This is a genomic window from bacterium, from assembly GCA_023382385.1.
Lineage (GTDB): Bacteria > Electryoneota > RPQS01 > RPQS01 > RPQS01 > JABWCQ01.
The window spans coordinates 763,072-781,062 of record JAHDVH010000002.1; the positions used below are offsets into that span (position 1 = coordinate 763,072).

The window sequence follows — 17,991 nt, forward strand, 5'->3', positions numbered from 1 at the left end:
CGATGCGCTGCACCGGCCCCTTGAAAGCCCATGAACTCACGAACTACCTCATGAGAACCATCTTCATTACGTCGCTGCCAAAACTTCCGCTTAACTGCGCAAAGTATACACCAGAAGTCAAACCGGTGGCGTCAAAGGCGAGCTCATGAGCACCCGCATTCATTGAGCCACTGAAAAGCTCGGCAACAAGCCTTCCTTGAACATCGTACACGCTCAAAGCGACCTCAGAGGCGGATGCCAGCGAGAACCGGATGTTCGTAGTCGGGTTGAACGGATTGGGGTAGTTATCAATCAGCTTGAACTCGTCTGCCACGGGAGTCACGTGCGTTCCCGATTCCACGATGGCGTGGCCGAACACCTGCATGTTTCCGTTCACATCGAATGCGGCTAACTGATACTCGTAACCAACCTCGCCCGCAGAGCGATCAACGAACTGATAGTTCTGCTGCGACGACGTGGTGCCGTGTCCGGCGACCACTCCAACCAGCACATTATCATCCGTGCCAAGTTCGCGGCGGGTAATTTCAAACCGGTCGTTCTCCGTCTCAGAGGCAGTGCTCCAGCGCAAGTCAACGCCTTCCGCGCTGCGCGTTGCCGAGAACGAAATCAGCTCGACATCAAACGGATAGTCGCCGCAGAAGATTCGCAACGTATATGCAATGGTCGTATCACGACGGCTGTCAACAATGATCCAGAATCCATTGCTGTCGTCATTTGGGAGACGATTTCCGTTCTGTGTTGAGAACTCAAGGTAGTGCGGATCTGCGCCCATGCACTTGTTCGCGTCGCAGTCTTCGAGCAGGACGAGAATCAAGTCATCGCGGGTAGTCGTTGGATTATCATTCCAATCCAGCGTAATCCACAGCGGGTCGTAGTTGCCGCGAATACGGTAGACATGCGCTTTGCCGCGCCAGCGATCGTCAGTTCCACCCGGCGTACAATACGGACCCGAGCTTCCGGAGCGGTAGCGCTCCACGTCATCATGTCCAAATCGGACCGTCGTGTCAATCACCGTTCCACAATAAATGTCACCCGGGTCACACCAGGCATGCGCCTTCGAGGCGCCCAAACCAGCGAGCAAGATAACCGCCGCGAATGTAACAAAGAGGGTCTTCAAAATCTTCATACTATCTCCAAGGTAGTTGACAATAATTCGTTGGTAATGACGTTTCAAATATATGTTTGAAAAGCGCCACAGCGCAAGTACTTATCTGCTCGTGCGCAAAGTTATCATCCCATAAAGCAAAGTAAATACATCGTTCACTCTTAAACCGTTGATAGGGTGATCTTAAGAAAATATTGACCCGTCAACGAAGACAACATACGGCCGTTCTTTTGACAGGCTCGCCATGATTTTCTATGGGTCAGTAAAAGTCCAATGCCTCTCACAAGAATCTGATTTGCAGAATGCAAACGGCCGACATTCTCGTGTCGGCCGTCCAAAAAAGCACAGCTCTCGTCCATTAATTTGGACCTAATCGAACATAGTCTACCTTCGAATCCCAGTGCACCGTAACCTGCGTTCGGAAGTGGTCATTACAGACGACGGTTAAATCATAATCCGCATAGAGGTCTCCCGGATCCGGTGCCTCATATTCAAAAGAACTCCAGTTCCTGCCGGAGGGTGGCGTCAAGTAGGGCTGACCATCTGGATCACGGAGCTGTGCGACGAGCGCAGGCAGCGTATTCGCATCGTTGGGTGGAAAGTAACCCCACTCCGCATCGTGCATCGAGATCGCCTGACGGAGCACCTGCAGGTCCGACAATGCGGCGCCGACGTATGCACGATTATGTACCTTGAAGAACTCCGTCATCGTGATCATGGTAAGGATACTGATAATCACAATGACAAGCAGTAGCTCAAGGGTGGTGACGCCGCGCTGATTCATAAAGGTTACCTGTATTTTCCGTGCTCCTGATGTGCAAGCACAAGGCCACTCGTCCTCTTGCGGTCAAAGCATTGAAACGACGGAGATTGAAGATCCGTGACAATGTTGAAGGTTGCCTCGATGATGGCAGGCTGCAACATGTCGTGGAGTGGAAGTTGCAATACTGCTGCCGGTTCTGTAATTTCATGGGTCACTTCTAATTCCTAACCAAAGCAACTCCTTATGTCAACGCCTCGATATGATATGATTGTGCTCGGCAGCGGACCGGGTGGTCAGCGTGCGGCGATTTCCGCCGCGAAGCTTGGCAAGAAAGTGGCGATTGTCGAGCGCATGCGCGAACTTGGCGGAGTCTGCGTGGCAACTGGGACTATACCGTCCAAAACGATGCGCGAGGCGGCGATTCACCTGTCCGGTATTCAACAGCGCGCGTTCTACGGCGCGGCATACCGCAACAAGGAGAATGTCACAGCGGATGACTTGCGACATCGCACCCAAATGGTCATGATGCGGGAATGGGAAGTTATCCGCAATCAGCTGACGCGGAACAACGTGGATATCATCGTAGGCAGTGGTCGCTTCAAGGACCCGCACACGATTACGGTCGAATATCACGGAGAGATACAGGAGTTGCAAGGCGATTTCATCGTCGTGGCCGTCGGCACGAGGCCCTACATGCCTGTGGGCGTTGAACACGACGGCGAAGTGATCATGAACGCCGATTCGATCATTGAACTGAAGCGGCTGCCGCGTACCATGACATGCATCGGCGGCGGCGTGATTGGTTTGGAATACGCCAGCATCTTCGCCGCACTGGGTGTGCAAGTGACCGTGATTGATCAGGCAACAGAACTCCTGAGCTTCGTGGACACGGAAATTGTGGATGCGCTGATCTATCAACTCCGGCAGTTAAACGTCGTCTTTCGACTCGGTGAGAAGGTGGAACAGGTCGCCATTGAGCGCAGCGGGGATACTCCGCGCGCCGTGATGACGCTTGCCTCCGGTAAGATTGTTGTGACAGATGTTGCTCTCTATTCGGCGGGCAGACAGGCCAATGCCGACACGATTGACGCCGCTAACGCAGGGTTGGAAGTTGACCAACGAGGCAGAATCAATGCCAACTCCCGATACCGCACGAACGTGGATCACATCTTCGCGGTCGGTGATGTGGTCGGATTTCCTGCGCTTGCTTCGACTTCGATGGAGCAGGGCAGACTCGCTGCACTCGAAGCCTTCGGAATGCGCGACGACCGCCAGGTCCCCGACATATATCCCTATGGCATCTACACAATTCCTGAAATCTCGACCGTCGGAGCGACGGAAGCTCTGCTGACGCAGGAGTCCATCCCCTACGAAATCGGCGTCGCGCGCTATCGTGAGATTGCCCGTGGTCAGATTCTCGGAGACGACACCGGTGTGGTCAAGCTCATCGTTGATCAACGCTCACGACGACTTCTCGGTGTGCACGCCATCGGCACCGGAGCGACGGAACTGATTCACATTGGTCAAGCCGTCATCGCGCACAACGGAACCATCGACTACCTGATTCACGCGGTATTCAATTATCCGACGCTTGCGGAGTGCTACAAGACCGCCGCCCTCGACGCGCATAATCGCCTCGCAGCCATCAACGCAGTTCGTCCTGCTCCACGCCCTGCTTGAGAAAATCGAAACACATTCCAGAACTGTTCAAAAAGAAATTCCCCCCAGAAACATCAACGCCCGCCGAGTCATCGGCGGGCGTTCCTGTTCATCGTATCGCTGAGCCTCTTCGCATCCAATCAGGTAATCATCAATTCGCGCAGGGAGCGGCCCACAACAGGTTCCAGTGATCCTCAACGTCGCGCACAACTTTTCTTAGCTGTGTCGGGTCCATCGGCTTCAGAAAGTAACCGGTGACACCGTGCGAAATTGTGTACGCCAGATCGGATTCTTGCAGATTGTCGGTCAGAACGACCACCGGAATCGTCATCAGTTTCGGGTCAGTGCGAATCTCATGCAGCACCTCGAACCCTTGCTGTCCGTTCATGTTGATGTCCAGCAAAATCAATCCCGGTTTGGTCATGCCATGATCGAGGTCGAAAGGTCCGAAAGAGACGGTGTGCCGCAGATAATGAAGCGCTTCCAAGTGCGTTCTGGCCACCACCATGCGATTGCGGAGTCGCGTCTCCTGTATCGCACCTTCCACCATCTCGATGGCTTCATCCCGATCCTCAATCAGCAAGATGTCCATTGGCACCCGCTCATCGGAGACGTTCCCGCCGTTCATATTCATCGTCAATTCTCTTTTACATCATCGTAACTCGATTCCCCTTATGGCAAAGCTTGGACCTGACCAAAATTAAATCGCCGCTCCGCATAAACGGAACGGCGATCTTCTTCATACCTCTGTACTTAGTCTACAGACCCGCGCAAAAAACGCGGATCAATAATCGTGGCTTGTGCGAACTCTCGTCGGGCTAACTCAACAACTCCGTGCGTCTAATCAACCTATAGCATCTGCCGCATGCAATCTGCAATCGCACTTCATCTCGCGTGCGCGTCGAATTGCTCGCGTGCGCGCTCTCGAATAAGTTGAATTACACCGGCTTATTGTGATGCTTGGGACGGACGTCCACCAAACCGATCTGGTAAACGGTCGTGCGCTCCCACGCGTGCAGCTTACCCGCGCGTCGCAGGAACCTCCGAAAATCGGCGGGTCGCCAGTGATTCACGTGGCCCGGATCTCCGCCCAATCCCAACGTCACCGAAAACCATGTCAGTGTTCTGAACAGCGGTTCGTAGGGAACAGACACCAGCAGCCAGTGTTCGGCAACTCGGTCCAACTCGGTCAGCACGAGGTCCGGATTTGGCAAATGCTCGAGCACTTGCGAACAGAAAACTACGTCGAACTGTTCGTCCTTGAACGGAATCTCATACGCGCTCGCCGTATGCCACTCGGCTTCCGGTGACGCGATGCGTGCGAATTCCACGGCTTCTTCGCTGTAATCGAAGCCGGTCCACTTGCCGTTGTAACCCCGTTCCTGCATGGCGCGGTAAACGATGCCTTCACCGCAGCCTGCGTCGAGAACGTTCTTTGCACCCGTGAACTCGAGCAGCTTGTGCATATGGTCGAGATAAAGCTCGAGGTGCTTTTGGTAAAAGGAGTTGTTAAACTCCCACTTTCGATGATTGTCGGAGGTATAGCCCTGCGGTCGGGCCTTGCGTGCATGCTCAATGACGGGCAATTCAAACTCTCCTTGGAGATGCGGTCGGGTTATGCGATAACTACTGCGCGAACTTCCTCATCAGGTCGCGGATAGGGATCTTCATCCCAGAACTCTTTGAAGGCGGTCGTCCAGTCTCTGGTCGCGGCGCGCGCGCGAGCTGCCGCCGCCATGCGATGGCGTAACTCATCAGACTCGACCAATGAACGCATTGCGTCACGCCACGCCTTCGTGTCGTAGCCCGCAAGCACGAATCCGCTTTCGCCGGGAAGAATAATTTCTTTGGGTCCCCCCTCGTTGGAGACCAGTGCGGGCAATCCTGAGGCCTGAGCCTCCAGCACGGAATTACCGTACGTGTCCGTCGTGGACGGAAACACGAACACGTCGCCCGATGCGTAGGCTTTCGCAAGCTGTTTGCCTTTCACAAATCCCGGAAAGACGATCATCGGCGGCAGGTTACGGCGGATCAGCTCTTCGCGGTATGGTCCGTCTCCCACAATGGCCAGCGCGGCCTTTTCCTTCAGCAAATCGTCCTGCACAAAGGCGTCAATCACCACGTCGAGATTCTTCTCTCGTGATACCCGCCCCGTATAGACGAAGATAACTCGCCCCTGAATGCCCTGAGGTTTGTAGAACTCCTCATCGCGATGCCGCGGATTGTAGAAGTCGAGGTCTGTCCCGCGGTTATAGAGAAACAGTCTGCGCGGATTAAAGCCGTGCTCGATGAGCTGCTTGCGGTAATGATCGCTGGGCGAATACACCGCGTCGGAAAGTCCGTAGAACCAGCGCATGTATTTCCATGTAGTATCTTCCAGACCCTCGTCGCCGGTGATCTGACGCACATGCTGCGGAAAGTCGCTGTGATAAATTGAGCGCACCCGCACCTTGAACAGCTTCGCGCAGTAGATCGCGATCAGCCCGATCGGACCCGGCGTCGAAATAATGTATTCATCAAAAGGCTGCGACTCAAGGTAGCGAATGATCCGCAGAATCGGCGGAACCGACAGCTTCTGCAACTCGTAATCAGGGATGGAGATCTCTCCCACCGGTGCGAAGTTGTGGAATTTGCTGCCTTGCGGAGCGCGAGATGCGGCGACAGAGCAGATGATTTCCAGGTCTTCGTCGAGGCTCTCCGCCACTTCCGACATGCGGGCCAGCGTCATGGAGACGCCGTTCACATCGGACACCGTATCCGAAAACCACGCGACCTTTTTTCGCGGCGACTTCTTGGGAAGCTCAAGCACTCCCTGCGTTCGCTCCTCGATCTGCCGGATCAGAATGCGATCGCGATTGAGTTTGTCGAATGAATACAGATACGGAGCCATGACACTTTGAATAGGCAGCAACGCAGCCGCATACTGGACACCGTTCCCGATTTCACCTTTTTCAAAATCGTCCACTGCTTCCTTCAGCAAACTGTAACTTAGCTGGCTCAGGATGCGGTCCGCCATTCCGAACAACCTCGCGTCAAAAGTTCCAAGATCGTCGCGCCCGATGCCGGAAAGCCGCTCTTCTTTGGGAAGTTCGCGGTAAGCGTGATAGATTTCCGTAATAATCTTTCGCTCGATCGGCGAGAGCGGCTTCTTGACTTTGAATAAGCCTTTGAAACTGCTCCACAGGGAACGCGCGATGCGGCGCGGCTTCTGCCGCTCAGGTGTGAGCACATGATTGACGATCAAGTCAAGCATGCCGTGCACCGCGCCCTGCCGCTTGAACACGTTGTGTGCGTAAAGCTCGGCGCCGACCCGATACATCGAGTGCGCCGATGCGATGGTCGAACCGTGCATGCCGTTCGGCGAACCGGCGCGCAAACGCAAGTGAGTGAGCAACTCTTTGACGGAGGTCGCGGGTGGAGTTTCCGTCCACGTCAGCCCGATGTATTGCGCGCAGTAGTCGTTGGAACCGCCGACTTGACCCTTTTGCCACGGTCGCTCCGACGCCGGCTCAATCTTCCACTTGCGCTGCAGCTGATCGAGATACTCCGGCGTCAATGCGTCGAGCAGTGCGGCGGTGAATTCGTTTGTCCGCTGCTGTCTACCCGTGCTTCGCGATTCAAAGTGATCAAAGAGCAACAGCAGTCGCTCGACGTGATCCGCATTCAGTTTTCGGTCATGCGGTTCGAGCGGCTGCGCGACGACGTGATACAGGTCCTCCGCAAGCAGGTAATCCCGCACCGCATAGAGTTGTCCGCGAAACGAGAGAATCTTGGCAAGTTCAGATTCGGTCAATCCGTAAATCAGCAGACGCACCGGACAGCCGTCCTCCGGAAACATGACGGTCGTCTCGCACGCCGGTATGACATCGGGGAACTGCGCGACCTGAGCAAATCCTTCGAGCGTATCCGTGTCCGTGAAGGCGACGAAATCCATCCCTCGCCGCTTGGCCAACTCGTAAGCAGCCCGCGGTTCGGTCATGGATTCCGGAGCGGACAACTTCCTAAGAAAGAAGTTTGTCGCCCGATCCGAGAATTTCGTATGGATGTGGAGGTCGGTTCGTGACATGTATTTGTCTGCGTCTGCGGCAGGAAAAAACGAAGTCGCTATGACTGCTTGAGTGCTTCGACGTCCGCTTCGGCCTTCAGCCGCAACTCTTCCAAAGCTGCTTCAATCGTACGCGTGAACTCGCGCACGTCTGCATCTGCGCCGGGATTCGGAATAGTCTCTCCGTAATACAAAAAAACCCGTGAGAACGGTTTGGGTACTGTAAACCGGTCCCACGAGCGAAACACCCACGCGCGATCTGCCGCGAACATGGCGGGGATGACATCCGCACCGCTGGCCAGAGCGATGTAAGCTGCTCCGGGTTTAAGTTTGTAGATCGGTCCGCGCGGGCCGTCTCCGATCATTGCCGCCGTCTGTCCTGCGCGAACCTTGCTGATCATAGCCAGCGCAGCGGCCGACCCGCCTCGAGTCGAACTGCCGCGCACGGTTTCGTATCCGATATGCTCGACAACCTGCGATACCATTTCACCGTCGCGATGCTGTGAAATCATCGCCACAACGTTTCGTCGCCGGCAATGATACGTCGACCCCAGCAGCCGTCCGTGCCACGTCACCATCACCAGCGGCTTCCGCATGCGCATGTAGGACAGAACTCTGTCAAAGCCCGTCACGCGCATCCGCCACGTGGCCCCGAGTATCAGAAGGGCCAGATGGCCGAAGCGAGTGCCGAGAGTGAAGAGGAAACGATTCGTAGGATTCCGGCGGTAAGAGAATACAGAACGGCTAACGCCGAGTCGGTTGTCCGAACGGATTCGTTGCCTAAATTGCGAATAGAGTTGGCAGTGGCCGAGATGCTTTCGCGCGTGTGCCTCGGCACTTGCGAAAGTTCCTCAACCGCGAAACGGGTCGTAGCAACAGACGCGTTGATACCGTGCCGCAGTCCGAACGTCGCGGATGTTTTCATGCGTCCGCACGGATTGCAACCCGCACCCGCATCCACCGACGGCGTCGAAAGTTGAATCGTCAGATGCTTCGGAGTGTTCAAATTGCCCGGAGCATCCTCTTCGATGCGCTCGAAGGCGTAAACCGCCGATACGCACCACATAATTCCCATCAAGGTCAGCAGTCTCAGTAAGCTCATCACGGTTCCCCTTCTGGATACTTTCTGCGAGACTCTTACTCAAGGCGGGGTGCACTGCCTGCACCCGAAGTTCAATATTGGAACGTCTACTCTCTAAGCATTTCCATGACCATCTCCGCGACACGTTCTCCCGCACCGGGGTCTCCCATCTGCGCGCGCACTTTGACGAGTTTTTCGCGCGCCGCGCGAATCGCATCGGGAATGGTCAACAGCGGCAGCAGTGCGCCGGCAAGTTGATCGGGGTTGGCATCATTCTGCACAAACTCCGGCACAACTTCTTCGCCTGCAAGCAGATTCGCCATCGCGATATGCGGCACTTTCACAACACGTTTGCCGATGGCGAAACTTAGAGCCGAAGTTTTATAGAACACGACAAACGGATTCCCGAAGAACGCGGCTTCGATGGTCGAAGAACCTGACTTCACGAGCGACGCATTGGCGTGAGCCAACAGCGCGTGTGAGACACCGCGCGCACGCGCGATACCGCTGCCGGTCAAGTAGGAATCATAGAACGTTGGGGCGATGGTTGGCGACTCGGCCAGAACCGGCTGCAAGTCGGGAAGGACTTTTCGCAACAGTTTTACCGTCTCGATGACAAGCGGCAGATGACGGCGCAATTCCTGTTTGCGGGAGCCCGGGAGGAGGCCGAGAACGCGGGAATCCGGCTCAATTCCCAGAGTTTTTAGAAATTCACCTCTCGGAGGCAAACCCCGCGCTTCATCGAGAAGCGGGTGTCCAACGAACTTTGCGTTCCCGCCAAGCCCTTGAAAAAGCTGTTCTTCAAATGGAAAGATGACAGCAATTCGGTCGGCCAGTCGGGCTAATTCCGGCCCTCGGGAGGCTTTCCACGCCCAAACCTGAGGTGCAATATAATATAAGATTCGCGGTTTGTAAACAGTTCGCTTTGATTCGAGATATCTGAGCAGGCTGAAATGCAGACCTGGGTAATCTATTAACACGATCAGTTCGGGTTGGCGGGAGAGGATTTCGCGCAGGACGGTTTTGCGCACGTGCATTATATATGGAAGGTGGCGGATGACCTCGGCGAAGCCCATGAAGGCAAGTTTACGCGCGTGAAAGAGGAGTTCAACTCCTTGATCCCTCATCCGGTCGCCTCCCAGCCCGAAGAAGTTCGATCCGGGGAGCTGTTTTTTCAGGCTTTGCACGACATGAGAGCCGTGCAGGTCACCGGAGGCCTCACCTGCGGAAATGAAGATAGTGGGATAGACTACCACGATTTCGTCCGGAAAACTATGGAAAGGATGGAGTTAACCGAGAGGAGGGGAGACATGCCAGTGGGTGGGTATAATATTTGAACGTATGAACACGGAAAAAGTTCCACGGGATTTTGGATTATTGGATAGGACTATCCAGAATTAGTGAAAGTCCTGAATCAATTTGTGAGAGCGTTTAAGCATAGGCAAACCGTGATTGCAGGAGTCTCATTCCCTTCCCGTAGCGATTTCCGTTGTTCCGATTTTTTCGAGAATCTGGACGGCGACCTTGAGCGCATTCAAGCCGTCCTCGCCCGTGACGGGCGGTTCGGTGTTGTGATGAATCGCATCGAAGAAGGCGCGCTGTTCCATGTCAATTGCGTTACCTTCCGGCGCGCTGGGTGCACCCATCAGAATCTTGCGCTTGATGGCACCCTTTTCAATCTCGCCAAGCATGAGCGTTCCGGCAACGTGCGCTTCGTCGGCATGCGCGAGGCGGAACTGCTGCACTTCACCCTTGGCGAAATCGAGCGAGATGTAACTATCCTCGGAAAACATTCTGAGCTTACGCATGGGATTCGCGCTGATGCGGGAAGCGGTGACGTTGGCAACGCCGCCGGAGGGAAAAGTCAGACGCGCATTGGCGATGTCCGCCGCTTCACTGATGACGGCCACGCCGGACGCGTCAATCTGCGAGGGGAATTCCCCCATCAGCTTCAGAATCAAATCCAGATCGTGAATCATCAAATCGAGCACGACGGCCACGTCGGTTCCACGCGGCTTGAACTGTGCGAGACGGTGAGCCTCGATGAACTTCGGGTGCGGATACTCGCTGCCGAGCGCGCGGAAAGCGCGATTGAAACGCTCGACATGGCCGACCTGCAGCTTGAGGTTTTTCGCGCGCGCGAGTGAGACGAGTTCTTCGCCTTCGGCGACGGTCGTAGTCACGGGTTTTTCGAGAAAGACATGTTTGCCCGCCGCGAGCGCGGCTTTGGCGACGGAATGATGCGACGAAGTCGCCGAGACAACGAGCACGGCGTCGCTTTGAACGAAGACCTGTTCCAAGGAAGGAGCGGCCAATCCGCCGAACTGTTCGGCGATGGATTGCGACTTCTCGAAGTCCACATCGAAGACGGTCGTCCAGACGACGTCCTGATTCTGCGAGAGCAGGCGGGCGTGGATGGTTCCCAGATAGCCTGCACCGACGATACCGACACGCAATTTAGTCACGGGTGATATACCTCATGTGAAAGAAGACCGTCAGTCCGGCAAAGAGAAAGCAGATGAAGCTGACAATCAGCAGGGGCATGGCCAGCAATTGTCCTTTAGAAACAATCGGGTCAAACCAGAGCACCGTGGCAATCACGGCACAGATGCCGGCGATGACGGCGGAGTTGTTGCGCAGCTTGCGATTGCGGCGCGTGGCCTGAAGACGATCGAAGGATGGAGTTTCCAATAGGCACCTCAAGTCGAGGAATGAGCGAATGAGAGCGGGTCTGCCGATTAACGGCGGAACTTGCTGCGCAGGAGAGCAAGGTCTTCCTGTGAGACCATGCGCAGAGTCAGCGTAACGGCGGCATAGAGCACGAGCAGTGTCAAGGCATAAGTCGCAAAACTAAGCAACAGCGGAGCGCCGTCCAAGAGCGAGAGCACAGGCAGTGCAAGTGCGCCGCTGCCGACGGCAACGACGAGCAGTTTGAGCAGATACGCCCACGGCATCACCAGTGACAGCGGGGTATCGGTTCTGCGGGCGATACGTGCGACGACCCAAGTGTTGATGAGATATTCCGAAATGGCGACTGCGAGCGCGGGACCCCACATCCCGAACGCGTAGAGGAACACGAAGCTCAAGGCGACAATCGAAATGAGCATGGCAATCGAGGCCGACATGACTTCGCGCGACCCGTTGAGGTTCAAAAGCATCTGATAGTAGGACGTGACGCGCATCGGAATAATGCAGCCGATAATCAGGAGCGGGAGCGCGCCTTCGAGATACTCGGAGGTATAAAGTATCGTGATGATTTCGCGATGTTGAAAGAGCACGAGCGCAAACACGGGATACATGAGCAGGGCGGTGCGCTTCATCCAGCGGTGCCACAGTTCCCGCAGTTCGGAGAATTTCTGCTGCACGGAGAGGCGGCTGATTTCGGGCGAGATGGAGTCCGAGATGCTGTAGGGAATCATCGGAATCAGCGGCAGTTCGCGTGCGCCGACGGAATAGGAAGCAAATCGCGCCGGAGGAAAGTAGGAGGAGACAATCAGCTTGTCGGCTTCGACGGCAATCTGTCCGGCAATCGAGGTGGCGGTGACGTCCGCGGAGAAGCGCATCTGCTCGCGCACATTTGCCCAGAGCGGCACGTGCGCGGGACCTGCAACTTTCAGATAGAGGGCAACGAGCACAACGAATTGCACAAGCGCGAACACGTTCAAGCTGATCAGCAGAGTCTGTAGATCCGCATTGAACCACACGAGTCCGATCAGCGCGGCGATTCTGAGCAGTGCGAGCGTTACTTTAGTGACTGCCATCAGCGTCCGGCGATTCGCGGAGAGCAGGAGCGGATTGATGATAAGAGTCGGAAAGCAGAGCAGCAGAAAGGAGGAAAAGAGCAAAGCTTCATCGGCAAGGCCCGGACTGTCAAACTGTTTGGCGGCAAGGTCGAGTCCGAAGTAGAACAGGATGGACGCAGCGCAGCCGAAACTCAGCGTCAGCCACAATGTGCGTCGTGCGATAGCGCCCTGTGCCCGCTCATCCGCAGTGCTATAGAAGTAAATCAGACTTCGCGGCAACCCGAACACGGCGATATTCCAGACGATGCTGGCCAGCACCATGAATTGCCGCCACGCCCCGAAATCAGCGGGCGTAATCAGCCTCACGAGCACCATCGTGAAGGCCATGCTGAACACGCCCTCGGCAAGGCTGCCCAGCAGATAGACGGTCGTTCCTCCGCCGGCCGACGTTCTATGAGCCATGATTCGCCGAATCGCAGGATACTTGCATCTTAGAATGTAACAAACCCTGCGCGAACCCGCAAGCCGGAGCGAAAATGGCCGGGCAAGCACCCGGCCGTCGCAAGTTTCCCGTCAGACAGGCTGCGGGGCCGCGCCGTTCAGGCGTTGACCATGTAGGTGCTTTCCAGAATTTTCAGGGTGAGAGCCTGCTGACTGAAGGGCTTGGTGAGATAGTTCTGCGCGCCGGCTGCGAGGGCCTCGGAAACATAGTTCATATCGGCTTCCGAAGTCAGCATCATGACGACGATATGCCTAGTCGCAGGATCACTCTTAATCACTTTCAGGACGTCCAGCCCGCTCATTCCGGGCATATTCCAGTCAAGGACTACCAGCGAAATATCTTGAGATTGCTCGGCCAGCACGGCCAGCGCCGTAATGCCGTCGGGAGCTTCAAGCACAAAGTGACCAAGCTCTTCACAGCTTCGCCGGACGATTCTGCGGATAGTGGTGGAGTCATCAACGGACAGTATGGTCATGTCATCCTCTGGCGAATAAAGTCTAAAGTATGAATTGAGAGTTGCGCGCACTTAGTCGGAATCCACAAGAGTGTGAGCAAATAGCAGACCAGCGGAGCAGAAATTAGCAGTCGAAAACGGGAAGTGGTGGATACAAAACTACGCAGCGAAGCAATCTGCAGTTTCAAGAACAAGGTGGTGGCGGGATGACAACGCGCACGGGGTGCGGTGTTGAGGATCAGGCGGCCTTGCGACGGAGGCAGATGAGCAGCGAGAAGATCTCACTGGCCGCACGAAACTCAAAGACAAAGACCGGTTCCCCTCGCAGCTGCGCGACGATGTGCGGGCCTCCGGCGAAGACCTGCGGCGGGGAAATCCGCAGCTGTTCGCGCAGGTCGCTGACGTTGGCTTTGGCCGCATGCGCAATTGATTCGATTAACTCGCCGATGCTTGCGCTGATTTCGATGTCTGTCACATATTCACCGCGCGCGGACATGGTGGAGCAGGCGATTTTCGCGGCAAGATTACGCGGAAACGAGACGGTGATGAAGCCTTCGGCGCCGCCGCTGAACGCAACGGTTCCTGAGACGTGTCCGGTGGTCATGGCCTCGGTGGAGAGCTGCATGTTCGACCGTTCGCATTCCAAACCGGTCAGCTTCTCGAGCGTGTGCAGCGTGTTACCCAGCAGTGAATTGACATAATCCACACTGACAGCCTTACGCGCCTTGCTGTTGCTTAATCCGCCATACTTGGCGAGGGTATCGATGATTTCATTCGGACGCAGCGGTGTGAGCAGGACGGCTTTCACGCAGGTTCCGACAGCCTGCTGCGCAGCGAGCTCGCCGATTGGATTGGCCACAACGATCACGGGACAGAGCTTCTCGTCTCTTTGTGAAACAAGCTGTTTCAGTCGCTGGCAGCCCTGGTCGCCTTTGTCCGGCCAGAAGAAGAAGGCAAGAGTGAGATTCTTCATCACAGGCGCGGCGCGCTCCACATCCAAGCGCTCAATCTGCACCTCATAGTCCGCGAGGATTCGCGAGACCATGTGGTCCAGCAGCGTTGGAAACCCGATTAACCCGATTGTGCCGTCCATCAATTGTTCTCCCCGACCTGTGAACGTGGATGCAGACTGACTAACCCAATCTTAAAGCGCCGAACGAATGATGTGCAATTCAACTTGCGAGGTCAAACGATGCTGACACAGGAACGCTTTGCCCGCACGGCAATGCGTGACTTAGAAAGCAGAATAGGTTTGAACAAGTAAAGACAATTTTCCGAATTTCAAGGACCTGCGAGGCGAAATGAATTGCAAAGCACAGACCGTTTTACAAAAAAATTCCCGAGGGTTCGCGCCATCGGGAATTTTCTTTCGCAGGCAAAGGGCTATCTAAGCTTTTGAAATCCATTGGCTAAGTCCTGCCTTAAATCATCCACATCTTCGAGTCCAACGGAGAGCCGAATCAGGCCGTCGGTGACGCCCAGTTTTTCCCTCAGGTCGCGCGGAATGGTCGCATGGGTCATGATAGCAGGATGATCGCAAAGCGACTCGACGCCACCGAGCGACTCGGCCAAGGTGAAGAGTTTAAGACCGGACACAAACTTGCGAGCCGCCTCGAGTCCGCCTTTAAGTTCGAAGCTGATCATACCTGCGAAGCCGGTCATTTGCCGCATCGCGAGATCCTGTTGCGGATGTGATTTCAGTCCGGGATAACGGACCCAACTGATGTGCGGGGAAGTTTCGAGATCTTTGGCGAGCATCGCGGCATTGGCCTGATGCCGCTCCATCCGCACCGCGAGGGTCTTGATGCCGCGCAGCGTCAGGAAACAATCCATCGGACCCGGCACGGCACCGCAGGCGTTCTGGATGTACTTCAACTGTTGATAGAGTTCCTGATCGTTCAGCACAATTGAACCCATAACGACGTCGCTGTGGCCATTGAGGTATTTCGTCACGCTGTGCATGACGAGATCCGCGCCAAGCGCGAGAGGTTTCTGAAAATATGGAGTGGCAAAGGTGTTGTCGACAGCGACTTTGACGCCCTTTGCACGTGCTATCTTCACGACGGCTTGGATGTCCACGAGCTTCAAGAGCGGATTGGTCGGTGTCTCCAGCCAAATCCATTTCGTTTTTGGCGTGATGCTCTGCTCGAGCAGGTCGAGGTTAGTCAGATCGATGAAGTCTGAGGTAATCCCCTGCTTCTCGCGCACATATTTGAAGATGCGGAAGGTGCCGCCGTAGACGTCGTCGCCGGCAATTACATGATCTCCGCTGGAAAGCGTCGCAATCAAGCAATCGATTGCGCCCATTCCGCTGGAAAAGCACAATCCATATTGCCCGCCTTCGAGCGCGGCGATGGATTCCTGCAGAGCAACGCGGGTCGGATTGTCCGTGCGTGAATACTCGTAGCCGAGGTGCTTCCCGAGTTCCGGCTGCGCGTAGGTGGACGTTTGAAAAATCGGCGTCATGATGGCGCCAGTCGTCGGGTCGGGATGCACTCCCGCATGAATGCAAAGTGTGGAGAATTTCATGAATGACTGTTGACTGTGAATGCGGCGGGTTCGCCGCTGGGATCTTTCAGGAAGACATAGTTTGTGATCGCAAAGAGCAGCAGCGAGGCTCCGGCCATTTCACACAGCTCCTCCGCAATGTGCAGCGGATGGCACAACGTGTTTTCGAAGAGGATCAACGCACCCGGCCGGCTCGAGTCGGCCAACTCGAATCCAATCGTTCCCATCCAGAGAAGCAACCCCGCAGTACCGCTCCAGAAACTCCAACCGGACACTGCCCTGAAGCGCGCGATGAGCATCGCCAAAATAGCCGCCCCCGCCGCAATCGGCAGCGAGAAGACATAGACCCAATCCGAATAACCGTAGTCTTCCGAAATCAGATCTTTGTAGATCGCCGCGCCGAAGGACTCGTGCAGCATGGCGGTTTCGTCCACAGAGAGAAACAGGAATCCGGCGGCGAGCAGCAGCCAAGACTTCGAGTGATCGCGCCGAAAGGCAAGATAGGTTGTGACGGCCAGAGCCAATAATTGCGAACTGGTGAACCAGACGGGAATCGTGTTTTCACCGTTCAGATTCACCGCACGGTTGATGGTCACTGAGTCCGTCGGCCAAACATTTAGAGCTGCAAACACCAACTCAACTGCGAGCAAAGCGACCAGTGCTTGCGTCAGAAGCCGTGTCTTGTCCGGCTGCCCGCCTACTTCCAGCACCTCGCACGAAGCACCGTCAACTCGCCCGCACGAACTTTGACGGTGGGCAAATCGTAGCGCATTACCGTTTCGCCGCTTGAGCCTTCATACATCACCCGCAAGCTGTGTTCGCCCGGCGGCAATTGAAAGTCGGCGACAAAAATTCTATCCGGAAGAGTTTCCCACGAACGTGTGTCGGCAGCTTCGGTGGCCGCGCCGAGCAGATTCACTCCCATCCCGAGAATGGTTCCCAATGTTTTGCTGTCCTTATTGCCGGCATCTTCGGCGGCTTTCGACGCGGCATACTTGACGATGGCACGCGTGATAGCACGAACGGTAATTGCGGGCATCCGGTCGGAGAGGTCCTGCATCAGAATCCGTCCCACTGGTGCGGCAAACTCCGCCAGCCGGTCGAGCTTATCACCCCGCACGGAGACGCGCTGCACGTCCGTACCGCGATAGTCGCTCGGATAGTAAGGCAGCGCGACACGCAGAAAGTAATCGAGCTGCGCTTCTTCATAGCGATAATCGTGGCCGCGCAGATACACTTCCTGAGCGTAGCGTTCCCGCTCTTCATCGCTGCCAAATCTGCGCTGGTCGTACTTCATAATCGGGAACATGATGTTCGTCTCGAGGATCTGCGGCGCGATGCCCGCTTCGCATAAGACGACCACGCGTCCCCAATTCGGATCATAGTCCTTGTCCACGTCGGGGCAACGTTCCAACAGCTCCGCTTCCTGCTCGCTTGCTCCCACTTTCTTCAGAGAAGCATAGGTCGCGCGGCACAAATAGCCCGGCTCGTCCATGCCATAAAATGGATAGAGCGTCTGCGCGCGTTTGTAGGCAATCCACGCGTCGTTATATTGACGGTAGGACTCATACATCACTCCCGCAAACCACTGCAGGAACGGGTCGTTGGTGTAGCTGTGTTTGGATTCGCGCGCGTTGACTTCAAGATAGCTTGCGATGCGCCGTCCCTCGACAGTCGCGGAGTTCGGATCACCCTTCATCAGGTAAGCCAGAGCCTGATAGTAGTGGAGCATCGCCTTGTCGTAGACGGTGCCCTGATAGGCGCGCACGCGGTCGGAGGTGGTCAGCGCGGCGGCTTCACGGGACAGGCTCTTGGTCAGGCGCTCTTCGGCCAGCCGGTCGGCCTCTTTAAGAGCTTTCAGCGCGTCGTCGTATTTGCCCGCTTCCAATGCGAGCAGACCAAGATTCAGCAGCTCGTCCACACGTTCGGTGTTGGGTTTGACGCCCTTCCGATAGGCTTCGAGCGCCTTTTCCGTGGAGGTCGCGCGCAACTCCGTCCGCACCTGCTCCATCAACAGTGTCCGCTTTCCCGCGCACCCGAAGAGCAGCAGGGCGAGCAAAATGACCATCAGAAATGTATAACCGCGGCGGCAGGAAACCTTACCTGCGCCGCATACCGGAGAGTTCATGCG

17 protein-coding genes are annotated in these 17,991 nt (G+C 55.8%); 1 reads left to right on the forward strand and 16 read right to left on the reverse strand.

Features of this window, described 5'->3' with window-relative positions:
• Positions 1-43: 43 nt before the first annotated feature.
• Together KJZ99_07565 and KJZ99_07570 are read right to left on the reverse strand one after the other, a co-directional pair.
• Positions 44-1,126, reverse strand: coding sequence for a T9SS type A sorting domain-containing protein (locus KJZ99_07565; GenBank protein MCL4305758.1), 1,083 nt, complete (start codon positions 1,124-1,126; stop codon positions 44-46).
• A 337-nt stretch (positions 1,127-1,463) separates the two neighbouring features.
• A complete protein-coding gene (locus KJZ99_07570) occupies positions 1,464-1,889 on the reverse strand; it encodes a type II secretion system GspH family protein (protein ID MCL4305759.1) in 426 nt (141 codons plus the stop codon).
• 222 nt (positions 1,890-2,111) lie between these two features.
• Here KJZ99_07570 and sthA point away from each other — a divergent pair, with 222 nt between their 5' ends.
• The gene (gene sthA / locus KJZ99_07575) at positions 2,112-3,548 is read left to right on the forward strand and encodes a Si-specific NAD(P)(+) transhydrogenase (protein ID MCL4305760.1); all 1,437 of its coding nucleotides are present in this window, start codon (positions 2,112-2,114) and stop codon (positions 3,546-3,548) included.
• Between the two features lie 130 nt (positions 3,549-3,678).
• Here sthA and KJZ99_07580 read toward each other — a convergent pair whose 3' ends face one another.
• From KJZ99_07580 to KJZ99_07645, 14 genes are all read right to left on the reverse strand, one after another.
• Positions 3,679-4,161, reverse strand: coding sequence for a response regulator (locus KJZ99_07580; protein MCL4305761.1), 483 nt, complete (start codon positions 4,159-4,161; stop codon positions 3,679-3,681).
• A 304-nt stretch (positions 4,162-4,465) separates the two neighbouring features.
• Complete coding sequence (locus KJZ99_07585; GenBank protein MCL4305762.1) at positions 4,466-5,113, reverse strand: methyltransferase domain-containing protein; 648 nt, start codon at positions 5,111-5,113, stop codon at positions 4,466-4,468.
• A gap of 29 nt (positions 5,114-5,142) precedes the next feature.
• A complete protein-coding gene (locus KJZ99_07590; GenBank protein MCL4305763.1) occupies positions 5,143-7,593 on the reverse strand; it encodes a glycosyltransferase in 2,451 nt (816 codons plus the stop codon).
• A gap of 38 nt (positions 7,594-7,631) precedes the next feature.
• Positions 7,632-8,204: a lysophospholipid acyltransferase family protein gene (locus KJZ99_07595; GenBank protein MCL4305764.1), complete on the reverse strand. Its 573-nt coding sequence runs from the start codon at positions 8,202-8,204 to the stop codon at positions 7,632-7,634.
• A gap of 26 nt (positions 8,205-8,230) precedes the next feature.
• Complete coding sequence (locus KJZ99_07600) at positions 8,231-8,674, reverse strand: hypothetical protein (GenBank protein ID MCL4305765.1); 444 nt, start codon at positions 8,672-8,674, stop codon at positions 8,231-8,233.
• An 86-nt stretch (positions 8,675-8,760) separates the two neighbouring features.
• Entirely contained in the window at positions 8,761-9,909 is a 1,149-nt protein-coding gene (gene lpxB, locus KJZ99_07605; protein MCL4305766.1) for a lipid-A-disaccharide synthase, read from the reverse strand.
• 207 nt (positions 9,910-10,116) lie between these two features.
• Positions 10,117-11,118, reverse strand: a complete 1,002-nt coding sequence (locus tag KJZ99_07610) for a Gfo/Idh/MocA family oxidoreductase (GenBank protein ID MCL4305767.1) — start codon at positions 11,116-11,118, stop codon at positions 10,117-10,119.
• Complete coding sequence (locus tag KJZ99_07615) at positions 11,111-11,344, reverse strand: hypothetical protein (GenBank protein ID MCL4305768.1); 234 nt, start codon at positions 11,342-11,344, stop codon at positions 11,111-11,113. Before KJZ99_07615 ends, KJZ99_07610 begins: the two co-directional genes overlap by 8 nt.
• A 47-nt stretch (positions 11,345-11,391) precedes the next feature.
• On the reverse strand, positions 11,392-12,858 hold the full coding sequence (locus KJZ99_07620) for an oligosaccharide flippase family protein (protein MCL4305769.1): 1,467 nt from the start codon (positions 12,856-12,858) through the stop codon (positions 11,392-11,394).
• Between the two features lie 137 nt (positions 12,859-12,995).
• A complete protein-coding gene (locus KJZ99_07625; GenBank protein ID MCL4305770.1) occupies positions 12,996-13,373 on the reverse strand; it encodes a response regulator in 378 nt (125 codons plus the stop codon).
• Positions 13,374-13,590: 217 nt separating this feature from the next.
• On the reverse strand, positions 13,591-14,445 hold the full coding sequence (locus tag KJZ99_07630) for a chemotaxis protein CheX (GenBank protein MCL4305771.1): 855 nt from the start codon (positions 14,443-14,445) through the stop codon (positions 13,591-13,593).
• Between the two features lie 290 nt (positions 14,446-14,735).
• Positions 14,736-15,881: a PLP-dependent aspartate aminotransferase family protein gene (locus tag KJZ99_07635; protein MCL4305772.1), complete on the reverse strand. Its 1,146-nt coding sequence runs from the start codon at positions 15,879-15,881 to the stop codon at positions 14,736-14,738.
• A complete protein-coding gene (locus tag KJZ99_07640; protein MCL4305773.1) occupies positions 15,878-16,570 on the reverse strand; it encodes a hypothetical protein in 693 nt (230 codons plus the stop codon). The genes KJZ99_07635 and KJZ99_07640 overlap by 4 nt, the downstream gene beginning before the upstream one ends.
• Positions 16,558-17,988, reverse strand: coding sequence for a hypothetical protein (locus tag KJZ99_07645; GenBank protein MCL4305774.1), 1,431 nt, complete (start codon positions 17,986-17,988; stop codon positions 16,558-16,560). Before KJZ99_07645 ends, KJZ99_07640 begins: the two co-directional genes overlap by 13 nt.
• Positions 17,989-17,991: the final 3 nt, after the last annotated feature.